This window comes from Cupriavidus sp. MP-37, assembly GCF_020618415.1.
Classification (GTDB): Bacteria; Pseudomonadota; Gammaproteobacteria; order Burkholderiales; family Burkholderiaceae; genus Cupriavidus.
Window position 1 is genome coordinate 2,106,235 of the sequence record NZ_CP085345.1, and the last position, 21,703, is coordinate 2,127,937.

A 21,703-nucleotide genomic window follows, 5' to 3' on the forward strand; every position below is an offset into this window, starting at 1 on the left:
GCGGGAGAGGGGCCGGGGGTGAGGGCAGGCGCGGGCATACCGATCTGCTTCACTTCGTTGGTACTCCCACCCTCACCCCAACCCTCTCCCGCAAGCGGGAGAGGGAGTACACAATCGGTCGTGATGCCTCCGACAGTCGCACGCCGCAACCTGACTGGATGCACCAGCGTCCTGGCGGTTACGCCGGCTCGGCATCCAGCCTGAACTCCCCCACCACCTGCTGCAATTCCGTCGCCCGCCCCGCCAGTGCCTGCGACGCGCTGGCCGCCTGCTCTACCAGCGCCGCATTCTGCTGCGTCACGGTGTCCATCTGCGCCACCGCTTCGTTGACCTGCGCGATGCCGGCGCTCTGCTGTTCCGAGGCCGCGGTGATCTCGCCCAGCAGCCCGGTGACGCTGGCCACCGCCTGGACGATCTCCTGCATGGTTGTGCCGGCCTGGCCCACCAGCGCCGAGCCGCTGTCCACTTGCTGCACGGAATCATCGATCAACTGCTTGATCTCGCGCGCCGCGGCGGCGCTGCGCTGTGCCAGCGTGCGCACCTCGCCCGCGACCACGGCGAAGCCGCGGCCCTGTTCGCCGGCGCGCGCGGCTTCGACCGCGGCGTTCAGTGCCAGGATATTGGTCTGGAAAGCGATGCCTTCGATCACTTCGATGATGTCGGTGACCTTGCGCGAACTGGCGCTGATCGCCGACATGGTCTGCACCACGTTGCCCACCACTTCGCCGCCGCGCGCCGCGATGCCCGAGGCGCTGGCCGCCATGCCGTTGGCGGCGCGGGCGCGTTCGGTGTTCTGCTGCACCATCGCGGTCAGCTCGCCCATGCTCGACGCGGTTTGCTGCAGCGCCGCGGCCTGCTCTTCGGTGCGTTGCGACAGGTCGGTATTGCCGGCGGCAATCTGGTGCGAAGCGTCGGTAATGGAGTCGGTGGCGGTGCGGATGCGTGTGACCAGGTCGGTCAGCATGTCTTCCATCTCGCCCAGGCCGCCCAGCAGCCGGCCGAACTCGCCGCCGCGCTCGGTGTTGAACTCCTGGCTGAGGTCGCCCGCGGCCACGGTCTCGGCGATGTGGACGGCTTCAAGCAGCGGCGCCTCGATGCTGCGCGCGAGACCCCATACCGCGGCCACCGCCACGCACAGGCTTGCCGCGGCCAGCGCGATCAGCAGGCGCCGGGCATCGGCGGCGTCGTGCAGGCGCGGCAAGGCCACCGCGATCGCGATCGCCAGCAGCGACCACATGGCGCCAAACGCCGCGCCCAGGCGTATGCGAATCCCCAGATCTTGCATCTCTGTCTCCCCTCCATCCTGATGCGACCCCATTGCTTAACGGTCGGGAGGGGCAAGGGCTTTAGCAGATTCTTGGTAACGAAGGCGACCTGCGGGGGCAACGTCCGGATGGGCGGCCCAATCCAGGGAGTGCCGACGATGCATTCCCGGGCTGTCCATGACTCAATCCAGCCGCTTGCCTGCGGTCTCCGGCACCATCGCCAGTCCGACCAGTGAAATCAGGCCGCAGCCGATCACATAGAGCGCCGGCGCGCTGGCATTGCCGGTCAGCTCGATCAGCCAGGTGGCGATCAGCTGGGCAAAGCCGCCGAATATCAGCACGCCGATGCAATAGACCACCGACAGGCCGCTGGCACGGATGCGGCGCGGGAACAGCTCGGTGATCAGCACCACCGACGGCACCGAATTCAGCACCAGCAGCAGGGCCAGCACCGCGACCACTGCCAGCAGCATCCCCAGCGACGGCCGCGCGTTGAGCAGCATGAAGGCGGGATAGACCAGCGCCAGCATGGCCAGGCGCGACCACAGGATGGCAGGCTTGCGGCCGATGCGGTCCGACAGCCGGCCGGCTTGCGCGGACAGTGCCACCTGCACCAGCGCGGCGACGCAGCCTGCGGCCATGCTGAGCCCGAGCGGAATTTTCAGCATCGTCACCGCGTAGCTGGTCATGTAGTGCAGCACGATATAGGTCGCCGAGGTGCCACCGATGGTCACCAGCACGCCGGCGACCACGACGCGGCCGTGGGCGCGGAAGATCTCGACCAGGCCGGCGCGTTCATGGCCCGCCTTGCCGGCGGGCGGTGCCTCGGCGGTTTCCTCTAGGTGGCGGCGAATATAAAGGCCGAGTGGGATGACCAGGATGCCGATGGCGAACGGCACGCGCCACCCCCAGCTTTGCAGGGCGTCGGGCGACAGCCCGTTGGTCAGCGACAGCCCGACCAGCGCGCCCAGCAGCACGCTGACGCCCTGGCTGAACAGCTGCCAGCTGCCGTAATAGCCACGTGAATGGTCATCGGCGTACTCCATCAGCAGCGCCGTCGAGGCGCCGACTTCGCCGCCCAGTGCGAAGCCCTGCAGCAGCCGCGCCAGCATGATCAGCAGCGGCGCCGCCATGCCGGCCTGTGCGTAGGTGGGCGACACCACGAACAGCAGCGAACCCAGCCCCATCAGCCACAGCGTTAGCGCCATCGCCGGCTTGCGCCCGACACGGTCGGCATAGAGCCCGATCAGCAAGCCGCCGAGCGGGCGCGCGACAAAGCCCACGCCAAAGGTCGCCAGTGACAGCATCAATTGCCCAATGCCGCCGGAAACCGGAAAGAACAGCTTGCCGATCAGCACGGCAAAGAAGCTGTAGACCGTGAAATCGTAGAACTCGAGGCCATTGCCGATGGTAATGGCGGCAATCACGCGGCGACGGGGCGCTGCGCGCGTGACCGGCGCGGCGAAGGCGCCGTCCAGCGGCTGCGCGGGAAGAGGTGTCGACATGCTGTGTCTCCATAGGGTGTTGGCGCCGGCCTCCGGGCCGGTCTTGGTGGCTGGCGCTGGTCAGCCCAGGTAGCGCTCGACCAGCTTTACCCAGTAGGTGGCCGCGAGCGGCAGGCAGGCGTCGTTGAAGTCATAGCCCGGGTTGTGGACCATGCAGCCGCCCTCGCCGTCGCCGTTGCCGACGATCAGATAGCAGCCCGGGCACGCTTCCAGCATGAAAGAGAAGTCCTCGCTGCCAGTCAGCGGCACCATGTCTTCGATCAGGCCGTCCTCGCCGAGCCAGTCGCGTGCGACCTCGCGTGCCATCTCGGTGGTGGCCGGGTCGTTGACCAGCACGGGGTAGCGGCGCTCGTAGCGCACTTCGGCGGTGGCGCCGAAGCTCTCGGCCTGCGCATGGGCCAGCGCCGTGATGCGTGCCTGCAGCAGGTCGCGCACCTCGGCCGTCAGCGCGCGCACCGACAGGCGCAGCTCGGCGCTCTCCGGAATCACGTTGGGCGCCTTGCCGGCTTCGATCGAACCTACCGTGACGATCGCCATGTCGAGCGGATTCACGTTGCGCGCCACCACGGACTGCAAGGCCATCACCATCGATGCGCACGCCACCACCGGATCGACCGCCCGGTGCGGCACCGCGCCATGGCCGCCGCGCCCGCTGACGCGGATCGTGACGGTATCGGACGACGCCATGAAGGGTCCGCCCAGGAAGCCGAACTTGCCGGTGGGATGGCCGGGCATGTTGTGCAGCGCGAAGACCGCATCGCACGGGAACAGGCGAAACAGGCCGTCACGGATCATTTCGCGGGCACCGCCCATGCCTTCCTCGGCCGGCTGGAAGATGACATGCAGCGTGCCGCGGAAGGGCCTGTGTTCGGCAAGGTAGCGGGCGGCGGCCAGCAGCGTGGCGGTATGGCCGTCATGGCCGCACGCATGCATCTTGCCGTCGAGCTTGCTGGCATACGGCAGGCCCGTGGTTTCCTGGATCGGCAAGGCATCCATGTCGGCGCGCAAGCCGATGGCGCGGCCTTCGCCATGACGCAGCGTGCCGACTACGCCTGTGCCCCCCAGGCCGCGATGCACGGCATAGCCCCAGGCCTGCAGGCATTCCGCCACGAGGTCGCTGGTGGCGAATTCCTCGAAGCCGAGTTCGGGATGGGCGTGGATGCGGCGGCGCAGTTCCACCATCTCGGCTTCGATGTCGCGGATGCCGGGCAGGACGGGATCGGGATGCAATGGAGTCTCCGGGGAGGCGTTGGCGGGGAATGGTGTGGACCGATCTTATGCAGCGCCCGCATGTGCCGCCAGCCGCAATACTGTTATCCTGACAACCGTTGGTTGTCACCCCTTTCCGCGCCGCCATGCCGATGAAACTGCACCAGATCCAGGCCCTTGTCGCGGTGGCCGATGCCGGCAGCATCCGCGCCGCTGCGCGGCTGATGGGGCTGTCACAGGCGGCATTGACCAAGGCGCTGCGCGAGCTGGAAGCCGAAGCGGGCCTGCCGTTGCTGTCGCGCACCGCCAGCGGCGTGGCGCTGACCGAAGCGGGGCAGCGCATGCTGGGCCATGCCAGGCTGGTGGTCGGGCAACTCGCCCGCGCCAGTGAAGAACTGGCTACGCTGCGGGGCGAAGGCGTGGGCCGGGTAAGCCTGAGCGTCACGCCGTGGGTCATGCTGACGTTCCTGCCGCGCGTGCTGCTGCGCTTTCGCGAGCGCATGCCCGGCGTGCAGGTGGAGATCTTTGAAGGTTTGACCGCTGTGGCCTTGCCGCGCCTGCGCGAAGGCACCCTGGACTTCGCGGTGGGGCCCTTCACGGCGGCGATGTCCACGCAGGAATTCGAATGCGAGCCGTTGCTTGCCTATCGCTCGGGCGTCATCGCGCGGCGCGGACATCCCTGCGCGCAGGCGCGCTCGCTGCACGAGTTGCTGGAACAGGACTGGGTCGTGAACTACACCGCGGCCAGCTACGACCCCTTCATGCGCAACCTGTTCTGGCAGCATGAGGCGCGCATCGACCCGGCACGCCTGCATTGCGCGCACTCGACCGCATTGCTGCTCGAGTTGGTCCGCCATGCCGGCATGATCAGCTATTGCCCGCTGCCGCTGCTGTTGGCCGAGCCGATGCGGGGCTGGGTCCAGGCGCTGTCACTAGCCGAGCAGTTCGAGACCAGCCGGCTTGGCATCATTACGCGCCATAACGCCGTGCGCAGCCCCGCGGCGCAATGCTTTACCGACTGCCTGCTCGACGAAATCCGGCGCCGCGCGCGTTCGGCGGCGCAGAGGGACATCGAATTGTTCGACGCGCTGGAAGTCCTGTACTGAGCTTCAGGGCCGTCCCGGAATCGGGCCTCGGACCCTGTTGCCAGTGCCAGGCGGGCGCTCAGGCCGCTTGCTTCAGCGCCGCCAGCGCCTGCCGGCCCGCCACCAGCTGCTGCGCCACTTCGGCCACGCGCGCGCCCAGGTGTTCGGCGGTACGCAGGTCGGCCGGCGGCGGCGCGACTTCGGCGCTGACATCCGCATCCGACTGCGCGGCCGCGCCGAGGAAGAACCCGTGGCGGTTCAGCGAATCCTCGGTCGACTTCGAGTTGTTGTGGCCCGGCGGCAGGCCCAAGTTGACCCAGTGCATGCCGTGCTGCGCCGCGAAGATGGCGATCTGCTGCAGCGTGGCCAGCTTGTCGCCCGAGCGCGAGGCCGCGTTGGTAAAGCCGGCGGCGACCTTGTTGGCCCACTTGCCGCCCTTGGCGAACACGTTGCGCGAGGTCGCGTCCATAAAGCCCTTGAACTGGGCCGAGGCGCTGCCCATGTAGGTCGGCGCGCCGAAGATGATGGCATCGACCTGCTCCAGGGTATCCCAGTGCTGGTCGATGTCTTCGACCGGGATCAGCAGGCTTTCGGCGCCCGCCACACTGCCGGCGCCGCGCGCCACGGCCTGCGCCTGCCTGGCGGTGTGGCCGTAGCCGCTGTGGTAGACGATGGCAACGCGGGTGGAGGCGGTGGTCATGATGTCGGATCCTTATTGATTGCGAAAATCTGAATATCCTTATGCTGCATCGCTTATATGGAGGATGGCGGGCTGCAGCGGCTGGTGAAGGAAGTGTAGGGCGGCGAGCCGGCGCTGACCGGCGCGATTCTGCAATCAGTTGTTGAAATTTTCTGAATATGCAGTCGTGGGGTGGTCCGCCGTTCCCCTCCACGGGTTTTCCCGGCGGCGCGTAGCCAGCATGGCGCGGCCGGGATAAAGTTGCGCCATATCCCCTCACGCCCGGCGCTGCCCGATTCCGCGCCCCAACCGCTTCCGATTCCCATGAACCCCGGCGGCAGGCAGGTCCTGGCAATGCGGCAGCAGCGCCGCGCTCTCTCCCGTTTCCCGGCTGTCTCCACGCTGGCCCGCGCGGCGCTGCTGCTGGCCAGCGCTGCTGCGCGGGCGGCGGATGCGCCAGACGCGGCCGTTGCCGCGGCCACCGGCGAGACCCTGCCCGACGTGGTCGTCAGCGCCACGCGCAGCGAGCAGCGCCGCTTCGACGCGCCCGCCGCGATCGACAGCGTGCCGGTCGACCCGCTGCGCAGCGCCACGCCGCTGGTGAATATGTCGGAGGTACTGGCCGGCGTGCCCGGCGTGGCGGTGCGCGACCGGCAAAACTATGCGCAGGATCTGCAGCTGGCGGTGCGCGGCTTCGGCACGCGCTCGACCTTCGGTGTGCGTGGCGTGCGCCTCTATGTCGACGGCATTCCCGCCACCATGCCGGACGGGCAGGGACAGGCATCGACGGCCGACCTGGCCAATGCCAGCCGGGTCGAGGTGCTGCGCGGCCCGTTCGCGCAGCTGTATGGCAATGCCTCGGGCGGGGTGGTGCAGGTGTTCACGCCGGATCCGCCCACTGACGGATTCACCGGGCGCGTCTCGACCGGCTTCGGCGCCGACGGCCAGTGGCAGGCGGGCGTGGCGCTGGCCGGCGGCAATGACCGGCTCGGCGGCTCGCTCGATGCGTGGACCTACCAGACCGACGGCTATCGCGAGCACAGCGCGGCGCGCCGCTACCAGCTCAATGCCAAAGTGGTGGCGCAGCCGGCCAGCGGCACGCGCGTGACCGGGCAGTTCAACTACTTCAACCAGCCGCTGGCCCAGGACCCGCTCGGCCTGACCCGCGCGCAGGCCGATGCCGATCCGCGCCAGGCGGTGGCCGCGGCGACGCAGTTCGATACCGGCAAGACCGTCGAGCAGGCCCAGGCCGGGGTGGTGGTGGACCACCAGCTCAGCGACAGCGACAGCCTGTCGGCACGCCTGTACGGCGGCACGCGCAACCTGTACCAGCGGCTGGGCTTCAGCGGCGCCGCGCCGGCGTCGTCCGGCGGCATCGTCGACCTCGACCGCACCTTCGGCGGTGCCGCGCTGTCCTGGAGCCGGCGCACCACCACCGCCGCGGGTCTGCCCTTGCTGTGGAGCGCCGGGGTCGAAGCCAACGGCATGCGCGACGGCCGCAACGGCTACGTCAACCAGAACGGCTCGCAGGGTGCGCTACGCCGCGACGAAACCAATACCGCGACCGATCTCGGCGCCTTCGCCCAGTTCGACTGGAGCTTCCATCCGGCCTGGCAACTGGTGGGCGGGGCGCGCGCCAGCCGGGTGCGGCTGGGCATCGACGATCATTTCATCAATGCGGCCAGCCCCGACGATAGTGGCCTCGCCAGCTACAGCAATGTCAGTCCGGTGCTCGGCTTGGTCTGGCATGCGCTGGATTCCCTCAACGTTTACGCCAACCTCGGCCGCGGCTTCGAGACCCCGACGCTGACCGAGGTGGCCTACGGCCCCGGCGGCGCCGGCAGCAACCTGGGCCTGCAGGCCTCGACCAGCCGGCAGGGCGAGATCGGCATCAAGTGGCAGGCGGCGGGGCAGCGGCTGGAAGCGGCGCTGTTCGATGCCGACAGCCATGACGAGGTGGTGCCGCAATCGAACAATGCCGGACGCACCGTCTACCAGAACGTCGGCGGCGTGCGCCGGCGCGGCCTGGAACTGGGCTGGCGCGGCGGCTTTCTCGGCGAGCTCGGCACGCCGGGGCAGGGCGGCGGCAGCGGGATCGAGGCGGGGCTGGCCTATACCTGGCTGGATGCGTACTTCGGCGATGGCTTCATCAATGCGCAGGGGCAGGCGGTGGCGGCCGGCAACCGCCTGCCCGGCACCGCGCGCCACAGCCTGGCCGCCGACGTGTCGTGGCGACCCGTCGCGCCGCTGACGCTGGGGGCCGAGCTGCGCGTCGACAGCCGCGTCTATGCCGACGACCTCAACACCCAGGCGGCGCCGGGCTATGCCGTGATCAACCTGCGCGCCGGCTACGCGTTCCGCATCGGCCCGACCCGCCTTTACCTGTTCGGGCGCATCGACAACCTGGCCGACCGGCGCTACATCGGCTCGGTGATCGTCAACGAGGCCAACGGGCGCTACTTCGAGCCGGCACCGGGCCGGCGCTTCTTCATCGGGCTGCGCGCCGCGCTGTAAGCCGCACGCCGATTGCCTCGGCCGTCGTTGCCCTTTAAGGTGTTGGCTTTGGCCGGCGCGCACCGGGTCACCGCGGCGCTGGCCGGACCCGGAGCCGCACCATGACCTCGCCCGCACCCGACGACCGCACCCGCCGCATCATGCTGTGGGTGGTGGCAGTCGGCTTCTTCATGCAGACGCTGGACTCGACCATCGTCAACACCGCGCTGCCGTCGATGGCGCATAGCCTGGGCGAGAGCCCGCTGCGGATGCAGTCGGTGGTGATCGCCTACTCGCTGACGATGGCGGTGATCATCCCGGCCTCGGGCTGGCTGGCCGACCGCTTCGGCACCCGCACCATCTTCCAGACCGCGATCGCGCTGTTCGTGGCCGGCTCGCTGCTGTGCGCCTACGCGCCGACGCTGAACTTCCTGATCGGCGCGCGCGTGGTGCAGGGCGTGGGCGGCGCGATGCTGCTGCCGGTGGGGCGGCTCTCGGTGCTGCGCACCTTCCCGCGCGAGCAGTACCTGCAGGCGCTGAGCTTCGTCGCCATTCCCGGCATGATCGGCCCGCTGATCGGCCCCACGCTGGGCGGCTGGCTGACCCAGGCGCTGTCGTGGCACTGGATCTTCCTGATCAACGTGCCGGTCGGCGTGCTGGGCGCGCTCGCCACGGTGCGCTACATGCCGAATGCGCGGCTGGCCGGCGTCGGCCGCTTCGATCTCGCGGGCTACCTGCTGCTGGCCACCGCCATGCTGGCGCTGTCGTTTTCGCTCGACGGGCTCGCCGGGCTGGGCTTCCAGCACGCCACCGTGCTGATGCTGCTGATCGGCAGCATGGCCGCGCTGACCGCCTACGGGCTGCACGCCAACCGGCGCAAGCAGCCGCTGTTCCCATTGCGGCTGTTCCGCATCCACAGCTTCAGCGTCGGGCTGCTGGGCAACCTGTTCGCGCGCATCGGCAACGGCTCGATGCCGTTCCTGATCCCGCTGACGCTGCAGGTCAGCCTGGGCTATGCGCCGCTGGACGCCGGCCTGATGATGCTGCCGGTCACGGCGGCCGGCATGGCGTCGAAGCGGCTCGCCACGCGGCTGATCCAGCGCCATGGCTACCGGCGCGTGCTGGTGTCGAACACCTTCGTGGTCGGCGTGGTGATGGCGGCCTTTGCGCTGATCACGCCGCAGCTGCCGCTGTGGCTGCTGGTGCCGCTGCTAGCCGTGTTCGGCATGGTCAATTCGATCCAGTTCACGGCGATGAACACGGTCACGCTGAAGGACCTCAGCGGCGCCGGTGCCAGCAGCGGCAACAGCATGCTGTCGATGGTGCAGATGCTGTCGATGAGCCTGGCCGTGACCGCGGCAGGGGCGTTGCTGGCAACCTTCCAGCACCGCTTTGGCGGGGATCCCGCCGCGGTGCTGCCCGCCTTCCATGCCACCTTTGTCTGCATGGGGCTGATCACCTGCGCGTCGGCGTGGATCTTCATGCAGCTGGGCGTGCGCGAAGCCGCGCCGGCGATCCCGGTGCAGCATGGCGAGAAGGAGGTGTAGCGCGCCGACCGTATCGCCCTGGCGTGGCACATGCAGCGCTTTGCGCCGCGGCGGCGAACTTACCATGCGCTTTGCGGCTCCTATTTCTATCCCGTTGGAGCCGGCCGATGCCGGTACAAGGAGGCGCGCATGCGGCCGACCGGCAAGCCCGATTCCGAAACCGCGGTGGCACCGCAGCCCGGCACCGCCGCCAGCGGCAGCACGGTGCCGCGCAGCGCCCCGGCCACGCCGGACGGCGCCGGCGCCGTGGCCGGCCCCGCCGCGGCGCCCGGCCAGGTCCATGCGGCCGCGCGCCCGCGACTGATCACGCACCGCGACTGCCCGCCGCCGCACGCGCTGCCGGGCTGCGCGTGCGCCGACATGCTGTCGCCGGCGGCACGCTATTGCGAACTGTTCGTCGACGTCCAGCACAGCGGCCTGTTCGCCGACAGCAAGACCTTCCCGGACTGCATTCCCAACTGCGACCCGGACCTGATCGTGGCGCGCTATCGCGAGATGCGCGATACACCCGGTTTTTCGCTGGCCGATTTCGTGCAGGCGTATTTCACCCGCGCCACCGTGCCGGAAAGCCACTACGTATCCGACCCGGATAACACCTTGCGCGAGCATATCGACGGCCTGTGGCCGGTGTTGACGCGCGAGCCCGTGGACCATCCACCGCTGTCGTCGCTGTTGCCGCTGCCGCACCGCTATGTGGTGCCGGGCGGACGCTTCGGCGAACTCTATTACTGGGATTCCTACTTCACCATGGAAGGGCTGGCCCGCAGCGGCCTCGGCGACCTGATCGTGGAGATGACGCGGAATTTCGCCTACCTGATCGATACCTACGGCCTGGTGCCGAACGGCACCCGCAACTACTACCTGAGCCGCTCGCAGCCGCCGGTGTTTGCGTTGATGGTGGACCTGCTCGAACGCGAGCAACTCGCCAGCGCGCAGGACTTCCTGCCGCAGCTGCGCCGCGAATATGCGTTCTGGATGGACGGTGCCGACGGCCTGAGTCCCGGCCACGCGCACCGCCGCGTGGTCTGCCTGCCCGGCGGCGCGCTGCTCAACCGCTACTGGGACGATCGCCCGTGGCCGCGCGAGGAGGCTTTCCTGGAGGACATGGAAACCGCGCTGCGCAGCGGCCGCCCGCACCATATGGTGTTCCGCGACCTGCGCGCCGCGGCGGAGTCGGGCTGGGACTTCAGCTCGCGCTGGCTCGATGCGCCTGACCCGGCCGCCGGCCAGCCCGCTGACCTGGCCACCATCCGCACCACGGCGATGCTGCCGGTCGATCTCAATGCGCTGCTGTGGCACCTGGAAACACGGCTTGCCGCGCTGTGCGAGCGCGCCGGCGATGCCGCGGCAGAGGCTTACCGCGCCGCAGCGCAGCGGCGCGAGGCGGCCATCCTGCAGTACCTGTGGGACGAGGCCGGGGGCGTCTTCATCGACTACGACTGGTGCCGCGGCGCACCGCGCCGGTTTCTCACCGCCGCCACCGTGATGCCGCTCTATCTCGGCCTGGCCCGCCCGGCGCAGGCGCAAGCGGTGGCGCGGGCGGTGCAGGAGCGGCTGCTGGTCGACGGCGGCCTGGCCACCACGGAGTGCACCTCGGGCCAGCAATGGGACCATCCCAATGGCTGGGCGCCGCTGCAATGGCTGGCGGTATGCGGCCTGGAGCGCTATGGCCACGCGGCCCTCGCGCGCGAGATTGCGCGGCGCTGGCTGGCCACCGTGGCCAGCCTGTACACCCACGAATGCAAGCTGGTGGAGAAATACCGCATCCGGCATATCGAAGGGGCCGCCCAGGGCGGGGGCGGCGGCGAGTATCCGCTGCAGGACGGCTTTGGCTGGACCAATGCGGTTGCCGGTGCGCTGATGGCGCGCTACGGCGAGGTGCCGGCTACTTGCCGCGCGGATGGCGCGGCGAGTTGAGCCGCGCGTGCCTTGTGGTCAGTGTTGCCGCGCGAGCGCGTCGGCGATCTGCTTCACGTTGTCCTGCATGGCGCCCAGCCCGGCGCCGCCGAGCAGGTACCAGTTGGCCGGGTCGAGGTACAGCACCTGGCCGCGTTGCCAGGCGCGCCCGCCCTGCAGCGGCGCCACGTCGAGCAGTTCCTTGGCCGAGGGGCCGGCGCGCCCGATGGCGGCATCCCGGTCGATCACCAGCAGCCAGTCCGGATCGGCCTGGCGGATCTCCGCCGGCGTGATCGGCATGCCGCGCGCGCCGGCTTCCGGCGCGGTGGCCAGCGCCGGGCGCAGGCCGAACGCCGCATGGATCACGCCAAAGCGCGTGCCCGGTGGCTGTGCGCTGATCTTGCCGCCGGTGGTCAGCACCACCAGCGCGGTACCGGCGCCCGCCGCCTGCGCCTGCAGGCGCGCCACCGCGGCGCGCAGCGCCGCAACCTGCTGCGCGGCCCGGGCCTGGCGGCCGGTCAGCTGGCCCAGCAGTTCCGCCTGCGCGGCGACGCTGCCGACCAGGTCATCGCGGGACGGGCTCAGGTCCAGCGTGGGGGCCAGCTTTGCCATCGCTTCATACTTCGATGCCGAGCGCCCGCCGACCACGATCAGCTGCGGCGCCAGCGCGCGCAGGGCGTCGACGTCGGGCTCGCTGGCAGACCCGAGCCGGGTGTAGCGTGCGTCCTGGTAAATGCCGAGCTTGCCGGGCAGCTTGCCGTCGGGCACGCCGGCCACCGGGGCGTCCAGCACGCGCAGGGCGTCGAGCGTGGCGAGGTCGAACACCGCGATCCGGGCGGGATGGTCGGGCACTTCGGTGATGCCTTGCGCATGCTTGAACGGCAGCGCCAGGGCGGGCAGGGCAGGCGCCAGCATTGCCGCCGCGCAGGCGGCCAGCAGGCGCCGCCGCTTGGGTTGGTAGGTCGTCATCGGGATTTCCTCTTGGAGATGGATGCGCCGGGGCGCACGGCAACACGGGGTTCAGAACTTCACCGCCACGCTCATCCAGTAGCGCCGGCCATCCTCGACATAGCCGTAGTCGGTGTAGTTCACCTGCTTGTCGAACAGGTTGTAGATGCCGGCGAAGAGCGACACGTTCTTGGTGAGCGCGTAGGTCGCGCCCAGGTCGACAAAGGTGTACGAGGGCGCCACCACGGTGCTGGAAGACGGCCCGGTGATCGGCTGGCTTTCCTTGCCGCGGTAGTTGACGCGGGCCCACGCGTTGAGCTTTTCGGAGGGGCGCCAGTTCAGCGTGGCCACCAGCAGGTGCATCGGCAACTGGTTCAGCGGCTGGCCCTGGTACTGCCCGGTCTTCTGTTCCGAGCGGGTGTAGGTATAGCTGCCCGTCAGCGACCACGCCTGCGCGATGGGCCAGCGCAGGCTGGCTTCCACCCCGCGCGAATAGGCGCGGTCCACGTTCATGTACGTGGTCGGGGCAGCGCCGAACTGGTTGGGACCGTCGCTGCATTGCGTGAGCGGGCAGGCCACGCGCGTGATCTTGTCCTTGAAGTCATTGTTGAACAGCGTCACGCCGGCCTGCAGGCCATTGCCCTTGTCGTAGAGCAGGCCCAGTTCCTGCGACACCATGGTCTCCGGCTTCAGGTCCGGGTTGCCGTACATATTGCCGCCGCGGCTGGTCTGGCCCCAGCCGGCCACGGTCTGGCGCAGGTCCGGCGCGCGGAAGCCGGTGGACACGCCGCCCTTGACGGTCCATCGCTCGGCCGCGTGCCAGACGCCGTACAAGCGCGGGCTGTAGTGCTGGCCGAAGTTCTGGTCATGGTCCATGCGCACGCCGCCGGTCAGCGCAAAGCTCTGCGCCAGGCGCCATTCGTCCTCGGCAAACAGCGCCCACTGGTAGCGCTCGACCCGGTTCGGGCCGCCCGCGATCTGGTTACCGGTCTGGTCGTTCAGGCGCTGGTTCAGGTATTCGGCGCCGACCGACAGCATGTGGCTGCCCAGCGGCATGGCCCAGCTGGTGCGCGCGTTCAGGTTCCTGATCTTCATCCGGCGGCTGCGGTTGTCGAACTCCTCTTGCTGGATATAGCTGTCGGAGACGCCGAAGCCCCAGCGCCCGGTATGCGACAACGCGTACTTCTCGCTGCGGTAGTCGGTCTCGGACGAGGTCGGGCAGCCGGTGCGCGGGCACGCCGTGCCGGGCGGCAGCGGCGGCACGGTCTTGCCGACGGTCTCGCTGCGCTGCTGGCGCATGCCGGTGGCCTCGAACACGATGTCGTGCTGGCGCGTGGGAGTCAGCGCCAGCTTGGCGGTCAGGCTTTCAGAGCGGCGGCCGTGGAAGCCGTAAGCGATGTCGTCCTCGACGCGGTGCGTGCTCTGGCCGTACAGCTGCAGCCCCAGCAGGTCGCTCTTGAGCGGGCCGGCCAGGTAGAAGTTGCCCTGGTACTGGTTGCCCGAGTCGCTGTGCTGCTGCAGCGTGGCATCGCCGCGCAGCTCGCCGGTCCATTGTTTCGGCACCTTGCGCGTGATGATGTTGACCACGCCGCCCATGGCATCGGAGCCATACAGCGACGACATCGGGCCGCGCACCACTTCGATCCGCTCGATCGCGGCCAGCGGCGGGGTCCAGCTGCTCTCGACACCGGACGAATCGGAGTTAGTGCGGGTCTCGCGCGAACTCTGGCGCTTGCCGTCGATCAGCACCTGGGTGTACTTGGCGCCCATGCCGCGCAGGCTGATATCGGTGCGGTCGCCGCCGCCGCTGACGATCACGCCCGGCACTTCGACCAGCGCGTCGTTGACGTCGCGGTAAGCCTTGTTTTCCAGGTCCGAACGCGTGACCACGCTGATCGACGCAGGCGCATCGCGGATGTCCTGCGCGCTGCCGGCCGCGGTCACCACCACGGTGGCAAGGGTGGCTTCCGCCTTGGGTGCCTCCGCCTGGGCCCAGGTCCCCGTCATGCCCGAGGCCGCGCAGAGCGCTGCCAGCCCCTTGATCCACTGACCCTGCGCTATGCCCCGCGGCGTGCCCGCCGATGATGCCGCCCCGACCACTACCCGTGCTGCCGCCTTCAATGCCCACCCGCGTCCGGCGGCCTGCCTGTCCTTCATTATTTTCCCCGCTGTATGCAAATAACAATCATTCTCATATTAGAATCGGGGATCCAAATTGCTAACCAGTCACTTTGGAAAGCTTTTGTTTTCTTGACGTTTCTTGACGGAACCGGGGGTCGGCGGCCCATTCCTCGCCCGCCAGGCCCGCGGCAAGCTGCATGCTGATGTGTTCTCACCCGCCGCCCGCGCGCGTGCTGCTGATCGACGACGACCTGGAACTGGCGCAGATGCTGCGCGAGTACCTGGAGCCCGACCACTGCACCGTCACGCTGGCGCACACCCGCGAGCAGGGCGAGGCCCTGCTGGCCCGCAATGACTACGATGTCGCGCTGCTCGACCTGATGCTGCCCGACGGCAACGGCCTGGAGCTGCTGCGGCTGCATCGCGCGCGCTCGCAGCGCCCGGTGATCATGTTTACCGCGCATGGCGACGAGACCGACCGCGTGCTCGGTCTGGAACTGGGCGCCGACGACTACCTGAGCAAGCCCTTCAGCCCGCGCGAACTGCGGGCGCGCATGCACGCGGTGCTGCGCCGGTTCCAGTGCGCGCTGCCGGCCAGCGGCGCCAGCGCATGGCTGGAAGCCGGCGCGCTGCGCCTGAACCTGGCTTCCGGCGAAGCCATGCACGGACCTGCACAGGCCACGCTGACCGGCGCCGAGCAGCGCGTGCTGGAAATCCTGATGCGTTCGGCGGGCCGGGTGGTCGCGCGGGAGGAAATCGGGCGGTTCGCGCTGGGACGCGCTCCGGAGCGCTACGATCGCAGCCTCGATACCCATGTCAGCGCGCTGCGCCGCAAGCTGGCGCTCGACGGCACCTCGTCGCCGCTGCGCATCCGCAACCTGCGCGGCCGGGGTTACCTGCTGGTGCAGGTGCCGTGAACGGCTGGCGCAGCGTGCGCGCGCTGTTGCCGCTGCCGCTGTTCTGGCGCAACTTCCTGGCCTTCTGGCTCGGCATGGCCGCGATCGTCGGCATCGGCATGGCGCTGACCGCCGCGGTGGCCTGGTACCGCTTCGAGGCGCTCGACGGCCTGAGCCCTGCCGCGCTGACCGCGGACGCGGTCGAGGTGGCGCGCACCCAGGGGCGTCCGGGGCTCAGGCGCTGGCTGCGGATGATGGACTCGCATGCCTCGGCGCTGGACGTCTATATCGTCGATCCCGCGCTGCAGGACCTGCTCGGCCGGCAACTGCCGGCGCGGCTGCGCGACCATCTCGTCGACCGGATCGTGCCGGTGTGGCGCGCGGGCATGATCGGCCATGCGGTCGCGCAGGTCGCGCGCCCCGGTGCGCGCGTGTCATGGTGGGACCCGCAACCGATCGTGCTGCCGGACGGCAGCGAGGTGCTGATGCTGTTCCTGCCGTTCGACTCGTCGCGCTGGGAGGTGCTGCGCCTGTCGCCGGTGGCGCTGGCGCTGGGCATGTTCGCGCTGGCGGTCTCGGCGCCGCTGTGCTGGGCCCTGACGCGGCACGTGACCGGCCCGGTGCGGCGCCTGCGCGAAGCCACGCAGGCGCTGGCCGCGGGCGAACTGGCCACGCGCACGCCGCAGTTACTGGCGCGCCGCGCCGACGAACTGGGCCAGCTCGCGCGCGATTTCGACGCCATGGCCGACCGGCTGCAGTGCCTGGTGGACTGGCGCGAGCAACTGCTGCGCAATATTGCGCATGAGTTGCGTTCACCGCTGGGGCGGCTGCGCTTGTCGCTGGAGCTGGCGCGCCGCCGCGACGCCACGCTCGCGCTGCAGTTCGAGCGCATCGAGCGCGAGACCGAACGGCTCGATGGCCTGGTCGAGCGCACGCTGCAGCTGGCGCGCCTGCACGCGGCGGCACCGGTGCGCAAGCCCATCGACCTCGGCGAACTGGTCGACGGGATCGTCGCCGATGCGCGTTTCGAGGCCGCGGCCCGGGGCGTGGCGATCCGCTGGACCCGGCCCGGCGAACTGATCTTCGACGCCGACGGTGCGGCGCTGGGCAGCGCCATCGAGAACATCCTGCGCAACGCGATCCGGTACACTGACCCGGCCGCGCCCGTTACCGTGACACTGCAGGCCGACGCGGCGGCAATCCGGCTCGATATCGTCGACGGCGGCCCCGGCGTGCCGCCAGAGGCGCTGGCAAGCCTGTTCGAACCGTTCTACCGCGTGCGCAGCGGCCCGGGCCATCCGGCCGGCGCGGGCCTCGGGCTGAGCATCGCGCATGCGGGCATCGCAGCGCATGGCGGTACGGTGTCGGCCCGCAACGCCCGGCCGAGCGGGCTTGCGGTATCGGTGTCACTGCCGCGCCTGGCCTGAGGCGCGCAGCGCGGCCCTGCAACAGGGCGGCTTAGGGGCTGGGCGACCCACGCCGGCCCCCGGTGGTGTCAACGCATCATGGCGTGACCGTGGCATGTCAAAGGGAAAATTCCGAACAAGATCTAAGGCTTGCCTGATTGGTGGCATTAAGCCCCATCCCTATATTCCACTTGTCCCCGGGGCGGCCGGCAACTGCACAAGCTGATCGGCAATTGCACGCGGCACGGGGCAAGGCAAGGATCCGCCGGATCCGCGAGCCATTGACCTACCTACCTCCGAATCACCCATCATGACCAATAACAAGCTTCTCGCCGCTCTGATCGTCGCCGGTACCGCCATGGGCGCGCAGTTTGCCCATGCCGCCGATGGCACCATCACTTTCAAAGGCAATATCACCGCCCAGACCTGCACCATCAACGGCAACGGCACCGGCTCGCACGACTTTACAGTGCAGCTGCCGACGGTTTCGGCCTTGACCCTGAACGGGGCCGGCAAGGTCGCTGGACAGACGCCCTTCAACATCGCGCTGACCGAGTGCACGCCAGACACCGGCAACGTGCATACGTTCTTCGAGGCTGGCCCGACCACCGACCTCAGCACCGGCAACCTGATCCTGGATGCGGGCGGCGCCCAGAACGTGCAGATCCGCCTGCTGAACGGCGGCGCCGCCAACACCCCCATCAGCGCCGGCGCCACCAATGCTGCGCAGAATTCGAATTCGGTGCCGATCGTCAACGGTGCGGCCACGCTGTCGTACTACGCGCAGTACTACGCCACCGGCGTGGCAGGTGCCGGTCCCGCCAACTCAAGCGTGATGTACTCCATCGCCTACGAGTAAGCCTTGTGCCCGAGGGTGCGGAGCGTGTTACCGGCGCGCTCCGCGCCTTGCACTACCCGATGTGCGCCGGTAAACCCATTTGGCGGTCCATCCGGTTGCCGGTTCATCCGAACCATGGGTCCCGCTGCCATCATGAACATGACAATCAAGTCCCTGATTTACGCCGGCGTTGTTGCGCTGGGGCTCCTGAGTGCCGTGCACGCGCAGGCCTCCGTGGTCATCGCCGGTACGCGGGTCATCTATCGTGCCCAGGAGACCGAGGCCACCATCAAGCTGACCAACGAAGGCAAGATGCCGGCCCTGACGCAGGTGTGGATCGACAAGGGCGATCCCAAGGCAGCGCCGGCGGCCATCGAAGTTCCGTTCACCGTGACCCCGCCGGTGTCGCGTATCGATCCGGGCAAGGGCCAGACGCTGCGCATCATCTATACCGGCGAGCCGCTGGCGCAGGACCGCGAATCGGTGTTCTGGCTCAATGTGCTCGAAATCCCGCCCAAGCCGTCGGCGGAAGAGGCCGATACCAATAAGCTGCAACTGGCGTTTCGCTCGCGCATCAAGCTGTTCTTTCGGCCCGCGGGCCTGAAGGGCACGGCGGACGAGGCGCCTGGCCTGATCCGCTGGCGCGTCGTCCACGCTGGCGGCAAGACCGCGCTGGAGGGCAGCAACCCGAGTGCGTATCACGTTTCCTTCGCCAAGATTGAACTGGTCGGCGGCGGCAAGACCGCCCGCTTTGAAGACGGCGGCATGATCGCGCCGGGCGAGACCCGAAGCTTCCCGCTGACTGGCGAGGTGGCGCAGGGCCCCGACGCCAGGGTCCGCTTCAACTCCATCAATGACTACGGCGGCGCCGCGCGCGGTGAAGCCACGCTCGACGGCGCTAGCACCCAGGCCGTTTCGCACTGATCTTGCGCCGGGCGGCGCCCGGCGAACTTCCAGGCTGAATCCTTCGATTGACGATGCCGCGCAGGCGGCAGGGGCGAGTCTTGCCCGCGCAGTGCCAGAAATCCGGCATAAACCATGAGAACCCAGAAGACCTCGTCGTTCCCGTCGCGGCTGAGTCCGGCCAGCGCGGTAGTGTTGTCCTTGTTTGCCAGCGTCAGCGCGTGGGGAGCGCCCGGCAGTTCCCGCGGTTCGACATTGGTCGCCGAAGTCGAATTCAACGATACCTTCCTGCAACAGCCAGGCGGGGTCCGCATCGACGTCAGCCGCTTCAACAAGGGCAACGTGGCCTTGCCGGGCGACTATCGCGCCGAGCTCTACGTGAACGACGTCTGGCTGGGCCGCACCGAGGTGACGCTGCGCCAGATCGGCGACGACGCCCGCAACGTGCAGCCCTGCTTTGACCGCGCCGCGGTCGAGCGCATGGGGATCGACCTGGGCAAGCTCTCGCCGGACGCGTCGGCACGGCTGCTGGCCGGCTGCGTGGCATTGCCCGACCTGGTCCCCGATGCCACCGCCAGCTTCGACAACGGCGAGCAGCGGCTGGACGTGTCGGTGCCGCAGATTGCCCTGTCGCGCACGGCACGCGGCTATGTCGATCCCAAGTACTGGGACGACGGCGTCACCGCGGCGCGGCTGCAGTACAACGCCAACGTCTACCACTCGGATGCGAGCGGGCTGTCGACCACGCAGACCTATGTCGGCCTGAATGCCGGCGTCAACGTCGGCGCCTGGCGCTTCCGTCATGTGGGCAACCTGACGCATGGCGATATCGGCGGCAACCGCTACCAGAGCGTGCAGACCAGCCTGCAGCGCGCGCTTGCGCCGATCCGCAGCCAGCTGGTGATCGGCGAGGCCTATACCGACGGCGCGCTGTTCGACAGCTTCGGCTTCCGTGGCGTGCAGGTCGCCAGCGACGACCGCATGTATCCGGAGTCGCAGCGCGGCTATGCACCGGTCGTGCGCGGCATTGCCAACAGCAATGCCCGCGTGCAGGTGCGCCAGGGCGGCAACATCATCTACGAAACCACGGTCGCGCCCGGCGCGTTCGAGATCACCGACCTGTATCCGACCGGCTATGGCGGCGACCTGGAGCTGGTGATCACGGAGGCCGACGGCAGCGTGCGCACTTCGCGCCTGCCCTATGCCGCGGCCGTCAACGCGCTGCGCCCCGGCATCACGCGCTACAGCATTACCGTGGGGCAGTACCGCAATGTCGCGCTCCACAGCCGGCCGATGATGATGCAGGCGACGGTCCAGCATGGCATCAACAATATGGTGACGGGCTATGGCGGCTTCATTGCGGCACAGGACTACACGGCGGTGATGGGCGGCGGCGCCCTGAACACGGACCTGGGCGCTTTCGGCGCCGACATCACGCAAGCCTGGACCGACCTGCAGAATGCCGGCGGGCGCAGCGGCCAGAGCCTGCGGCTGTCATACAGCAAGCTGGTGGCGCCGACCAATACCAACCTGACGCTGGCGGCCTACCGCTACTCCAGCAGCGGCTACCTCAGCATGGCCGATGCCATGGCGCTGCGCGACCTGGAGCAGCGCGGCATGGCCGCGGGCATGTTAATGGGCGGGATCCAGCGCGGGCGGCTGCAGGTCACCATCAACCAGATGCTGCCGCAGGGCTACGGCTCATTCTACCTGGCCGGCTCGACGCAGAACTACTGGAACCGCGGCGGCAGCGACACCCAGTTCCAGGCGGGCTACAACAACAGCTACAAGCGCATCAACTACGGCGTCTCGGCATCGCGCCAGTTCAACGTCAACGCCGGCAAATGGGATAACCGGGTGATGCTCACGGTGGGCATCCCGCTCGGCACGGGGCAGCATGCGCCGTACTCGATGACCAGCCTGTCCCGCGACTCCCAGGGCGGCACCTCGCTGCAGGAATCGGTGACCGGCACGCTGGGCGACGACAATGCCTTCAGCTACGGCGTCAACGCCGGCTACACCGGCGGCGGCAATGCGGCCGATACCGCCACCGTCGGCGCCAATCTCGGCTACGTGTCTCCGTTCGCCACCGTCACGGCCAGCGCGAGCAAGGGCAACAATTACTCGCAGGCCGGTTTCGGCATCAGCGGCGGCATCGTCGCCTATGCCGGCGGCGTGGTGTTCACGCCGATGCCCGGCGACACCATGGCCATTGTCGAGGCCGCGGACGCAGCCGGCGCACGAGTGGCCAACGGCAGCGGCCTGCGCGTGGATCCGTGGGGCCACGCTCTCGTGCCGAGCCTGACCCCGTTCTCCAGCAACCAGGTCGAGATCGACCCCAAGGGGCTGCCGATCAGCGTGTCGCTGAAGACCACGCTGCAAAACACGGCGCCAACCGCGGGCGCCATCGTGAAGATGAAGTTCGAGACCGAGAACCCCGGGCGTGCCGCGATCCTGCGTGTCATGGGCCCGGATGGGGCGCCGCTGCCGTTCGGCGCGGAGGTCACCGATGCGCAGGGCCAGGCGGCCGGCACGGTGGGGCAGGGCGGGCGCATCATCGTGCGCGGGCTGAAGCAGGACCGTGGCGAACTGCTGGTGAAATGGGGCAGCGATGCCAAATCCTCGTGCACGCTGCCCTATGCCCTGCCGCCCGAAGCGGCGCACCCGGCCAACCCGTTTGCGGTGCTTGACGGGGCGTGCGTGGCATCGGCGGCGCGGTAACCGGGGCCATGGCACCGCCCATGGACGGGGTCAGTCTTGGCGACGCATCGTTGGCGTGCTGGCGGGCCGGGATGAGCCGGGATCAGCCGGGATCACCCGGGATGTTGATGCATAATCCGTAGGCAATTCCCCAGCCAGGGGGCGCCGGGCGATGCCCGGTCCCCGAGCGACGTCAGGCAGGTTGCTGAGAA

Annotated in this window: 15 protein-coding genes; 9 read left to right on the forward strand and 6 right to left on the reverse strand. The window is 69.0% G+C overall.

Annotated features, from left to right (window positions below; all coding sequences use genetic code 11):
* Nucleotides 1-178 precede the first annotated feature (178 nt).
* The 3 genes from LIN44_RS25855 to LIN44_RS25865 form a co-directional block, all read right to left on the reverse strand.
* On the reverse strand, nucleotides 179-1,285 hold the full coding sequence (locus tag LIN44_RS25855) for a methyl-accepting chemotaxis protein (protein WP_227315089.1): 1,107 nt from the start codon (nucleotides 1,283-1,285) through the stop codon (nucleotides 179-181).
* Nucleotides 1,286-1,447: 162 nt separating this feature from the next.
* The gene (locus LIN44_RS25860) at nucleotides 1,448-2,770 is read right to left on the reverse strand and encodes an MFS transporter (RefSeq protein WP_227315090.1); all 1,323 of its coding nucleotides are present in this window, start codon (nucleotides 2,768-2,770) and stop codon (nucleotides 1,448-1,450) included.
* 60 nt (nucleotides 2,771-2,830) lie between these two features.
* On the reverse strand, nucleotides 2,831-3,952 hold the full coding sequence (locus LIN44_RS25865) for a M20 aminoacylase family protein (RefSeq protein ID WP_227316430.1): 1,122 nt from the start codon (nucleotides 3,950-3,952) through the stop codon (nucleotides 2,831-2,833).
* A gap of 173 nt (nucleotides 3,953-4,125) precedes the next feature.
* Between LIN44_RS25865 and LIN44_RS25870 the strand changes: the two genes are divergently transcribed.
* Nucleotides 4,126-5,085 carry a LysR family transcriptional regulator gene (locus LIN44_RS25870; RefSeq protein WP_227315091.1) on the forward strand — a complete coding sequence of 320 codons (960 nt, stop codon included), beginning with the start codon at nucleotides 4,126-4,128 and terminating at the stop codon, nucleotides 5,083-5,085.
* Nucleotides 5,086-5,143: 58 nt separating this feature from the next.
* On the opposite strand, the gene LIN44_RS25875 is transcribed toward LIN44_RS25870, so the two are convergent.
* Nucleotides 5,144-5,764 carry a flavodoxin family protein gene (locus tag LIN44_RS25875; protein ID WP_227315092.1) on the reverse strand — a complete coding sequence of 207 codons (621 nt, stop codon included), beginning with the start codon at nucleotides 5,762-5,764 and terminating at the stop codon, nucleotides 5,144-5,146.
* A 303-nt stretch (nucleotides 5,765-6,067) separates the two neighbouring features.
* Between LIN44_RS25875 and LIN44_RS25880 the strand changes: the two genes are divergently transcribed.
* The 3 genes from LIN44_RS25880 (at nucleotide 6,068) to treF (ending at nucleotide 11,700) form a co-directional block, all read left to right on the forward strand.
* Complete coding sequence (locus LIN44_RS25880) at nucleotides 6,068-8,257, forward strand: TonB-dependent receptor (RefSeq protein ID WP_227315093.1); 2,190 nt, start codon at nucleotides 6,068-6,070, stop codon at nucleotides 8,255-8,257.
* A gap of 101 nt (nucleotides 8,258-8,358) precedes the next feature.
* A complete protein-coding gene (gene mdtD, locus LIN44_RS25885) occupies nucleotides 8,359-9,783 on the forward strand; it encodes a multidrug transporter subunit MdtD (protein WP_227315094.1) in 1,425 nt (474 codons plus the stop codon).
* 129 nt (nucleotides 9,784-9,912) lie between these two features.
* A complete protein-coding gene (treF, locus tag LIN44_RS25890) occupies nucleotides 9,913-11,700 on the forward strand; it encodes an alpha,alpha-trehalase TreF (protein WP_227315095.1) in 1,788 nt (595 codons plus the stop codon).
* 18 nt (nucleotides 11,701-11,718) lie between these two features.
* Here treF and LIN44_RS25895 read toward each other — a convergent pair whose 3' ends face one another.
* Both LIN44_RS25895 and LIN44_RS25900 read right to left on the reverse strand, forming a co-directional pair.
* The gene (locus tag LIN44_RS25895; protein ID WP_227315096.1) at nucleotides 11,719-12,648 is read right to left on the reverse strand and encodes a siderophore ABC transporter substrate-binding protein; all 930 of its coding nucleotides are present in this window, start codon (nucleotides 12,646-12,648) and stop codon (nucleotides 11,719-11,721) included.
* Nucleotides 12,649-12,699: 51 nt separating this feature from the next.
* Nucleotides 12,700-14,634, reverse strand: a complete 1,935-nt coding sequence (locus LIN44_RS25900; protein ID WP_255638472.1) for a ligand-gated channel protein — start codon at nucleotides 14,632-14,634, stop codon at nucleotides 12,700-12,702.
* Between the two features lie 311 nt (nucleotides 14,635-14,945).
* Here LIN44_RS25900 and LIN44_RS25905 point away from each other — a divergent pair, with 311 nt between their 5' ends.
* From LIN44_RS25905 to LIN44_RS25925, 5 genes are all read left to right on the forward strand, one after another.
* On the forward strand, nucleotides 14,946-15,665 hold the full coding sequence (locus tag LIN44_RS25905) for a response regulator transcription factor (RefSeq protein WP_227315097.1): 720 nt from the start codon (nucleotides 14,946-14,948) through the stop codon (nucleotides 15,663-15,665).
* Nucleotides 15,662-17,071 (forward strand): ATP-binding protein, encoded by a 1,410-nt coding sequence (locus LIN44_RS25910; protein ID WP_227315098.1) that lies wholly within the window; start codon nucleotides 15,662-15,664, stop codon nucleotides 17,069-17,071. Before LIN44_RS25905 ends, LIN44_RS25910 begins: the two co-directional genes overlap by 4 nt.
* Before the next feature lie 289 nt (nucleotides 17,072-17,360).
* Entirely contained in the window at nucleotides 17,361-17,909 is a 549-nt protein-coding gene (locus tag LIN44_RS25915; protein ID WP_304524192.1) for a fimbrial protein, read from the forward strand.
* A 132-nt stretch (nucleotides 17,910-18,041) separates the two neighbouring features.
* A complete protein-coding gene (locus LIN44_RS25920; protein WP_227315099.1) occupies nucleotides 18,042-18,812 on the forward strand; it encodes a fimbria/pilus periplasmic chaperone in 771 nt (256 codons plus the stop codon).
* Between the two features lie 114 nt (nucleotides 18,813-18,926).
* A complete protein-coding gene (locus LIN44_RS25925) occupies nucleotides 18,927-21,512 on the forward strand; it encodes a fimbria/pilus outer membrane usher protein (RefSeq protein WP_227315100.1) in 2,586 nt (861 codons plus the stop codon).
* Nucleotides 21,513-21,703: the final 191 nt, after the last annotated feature.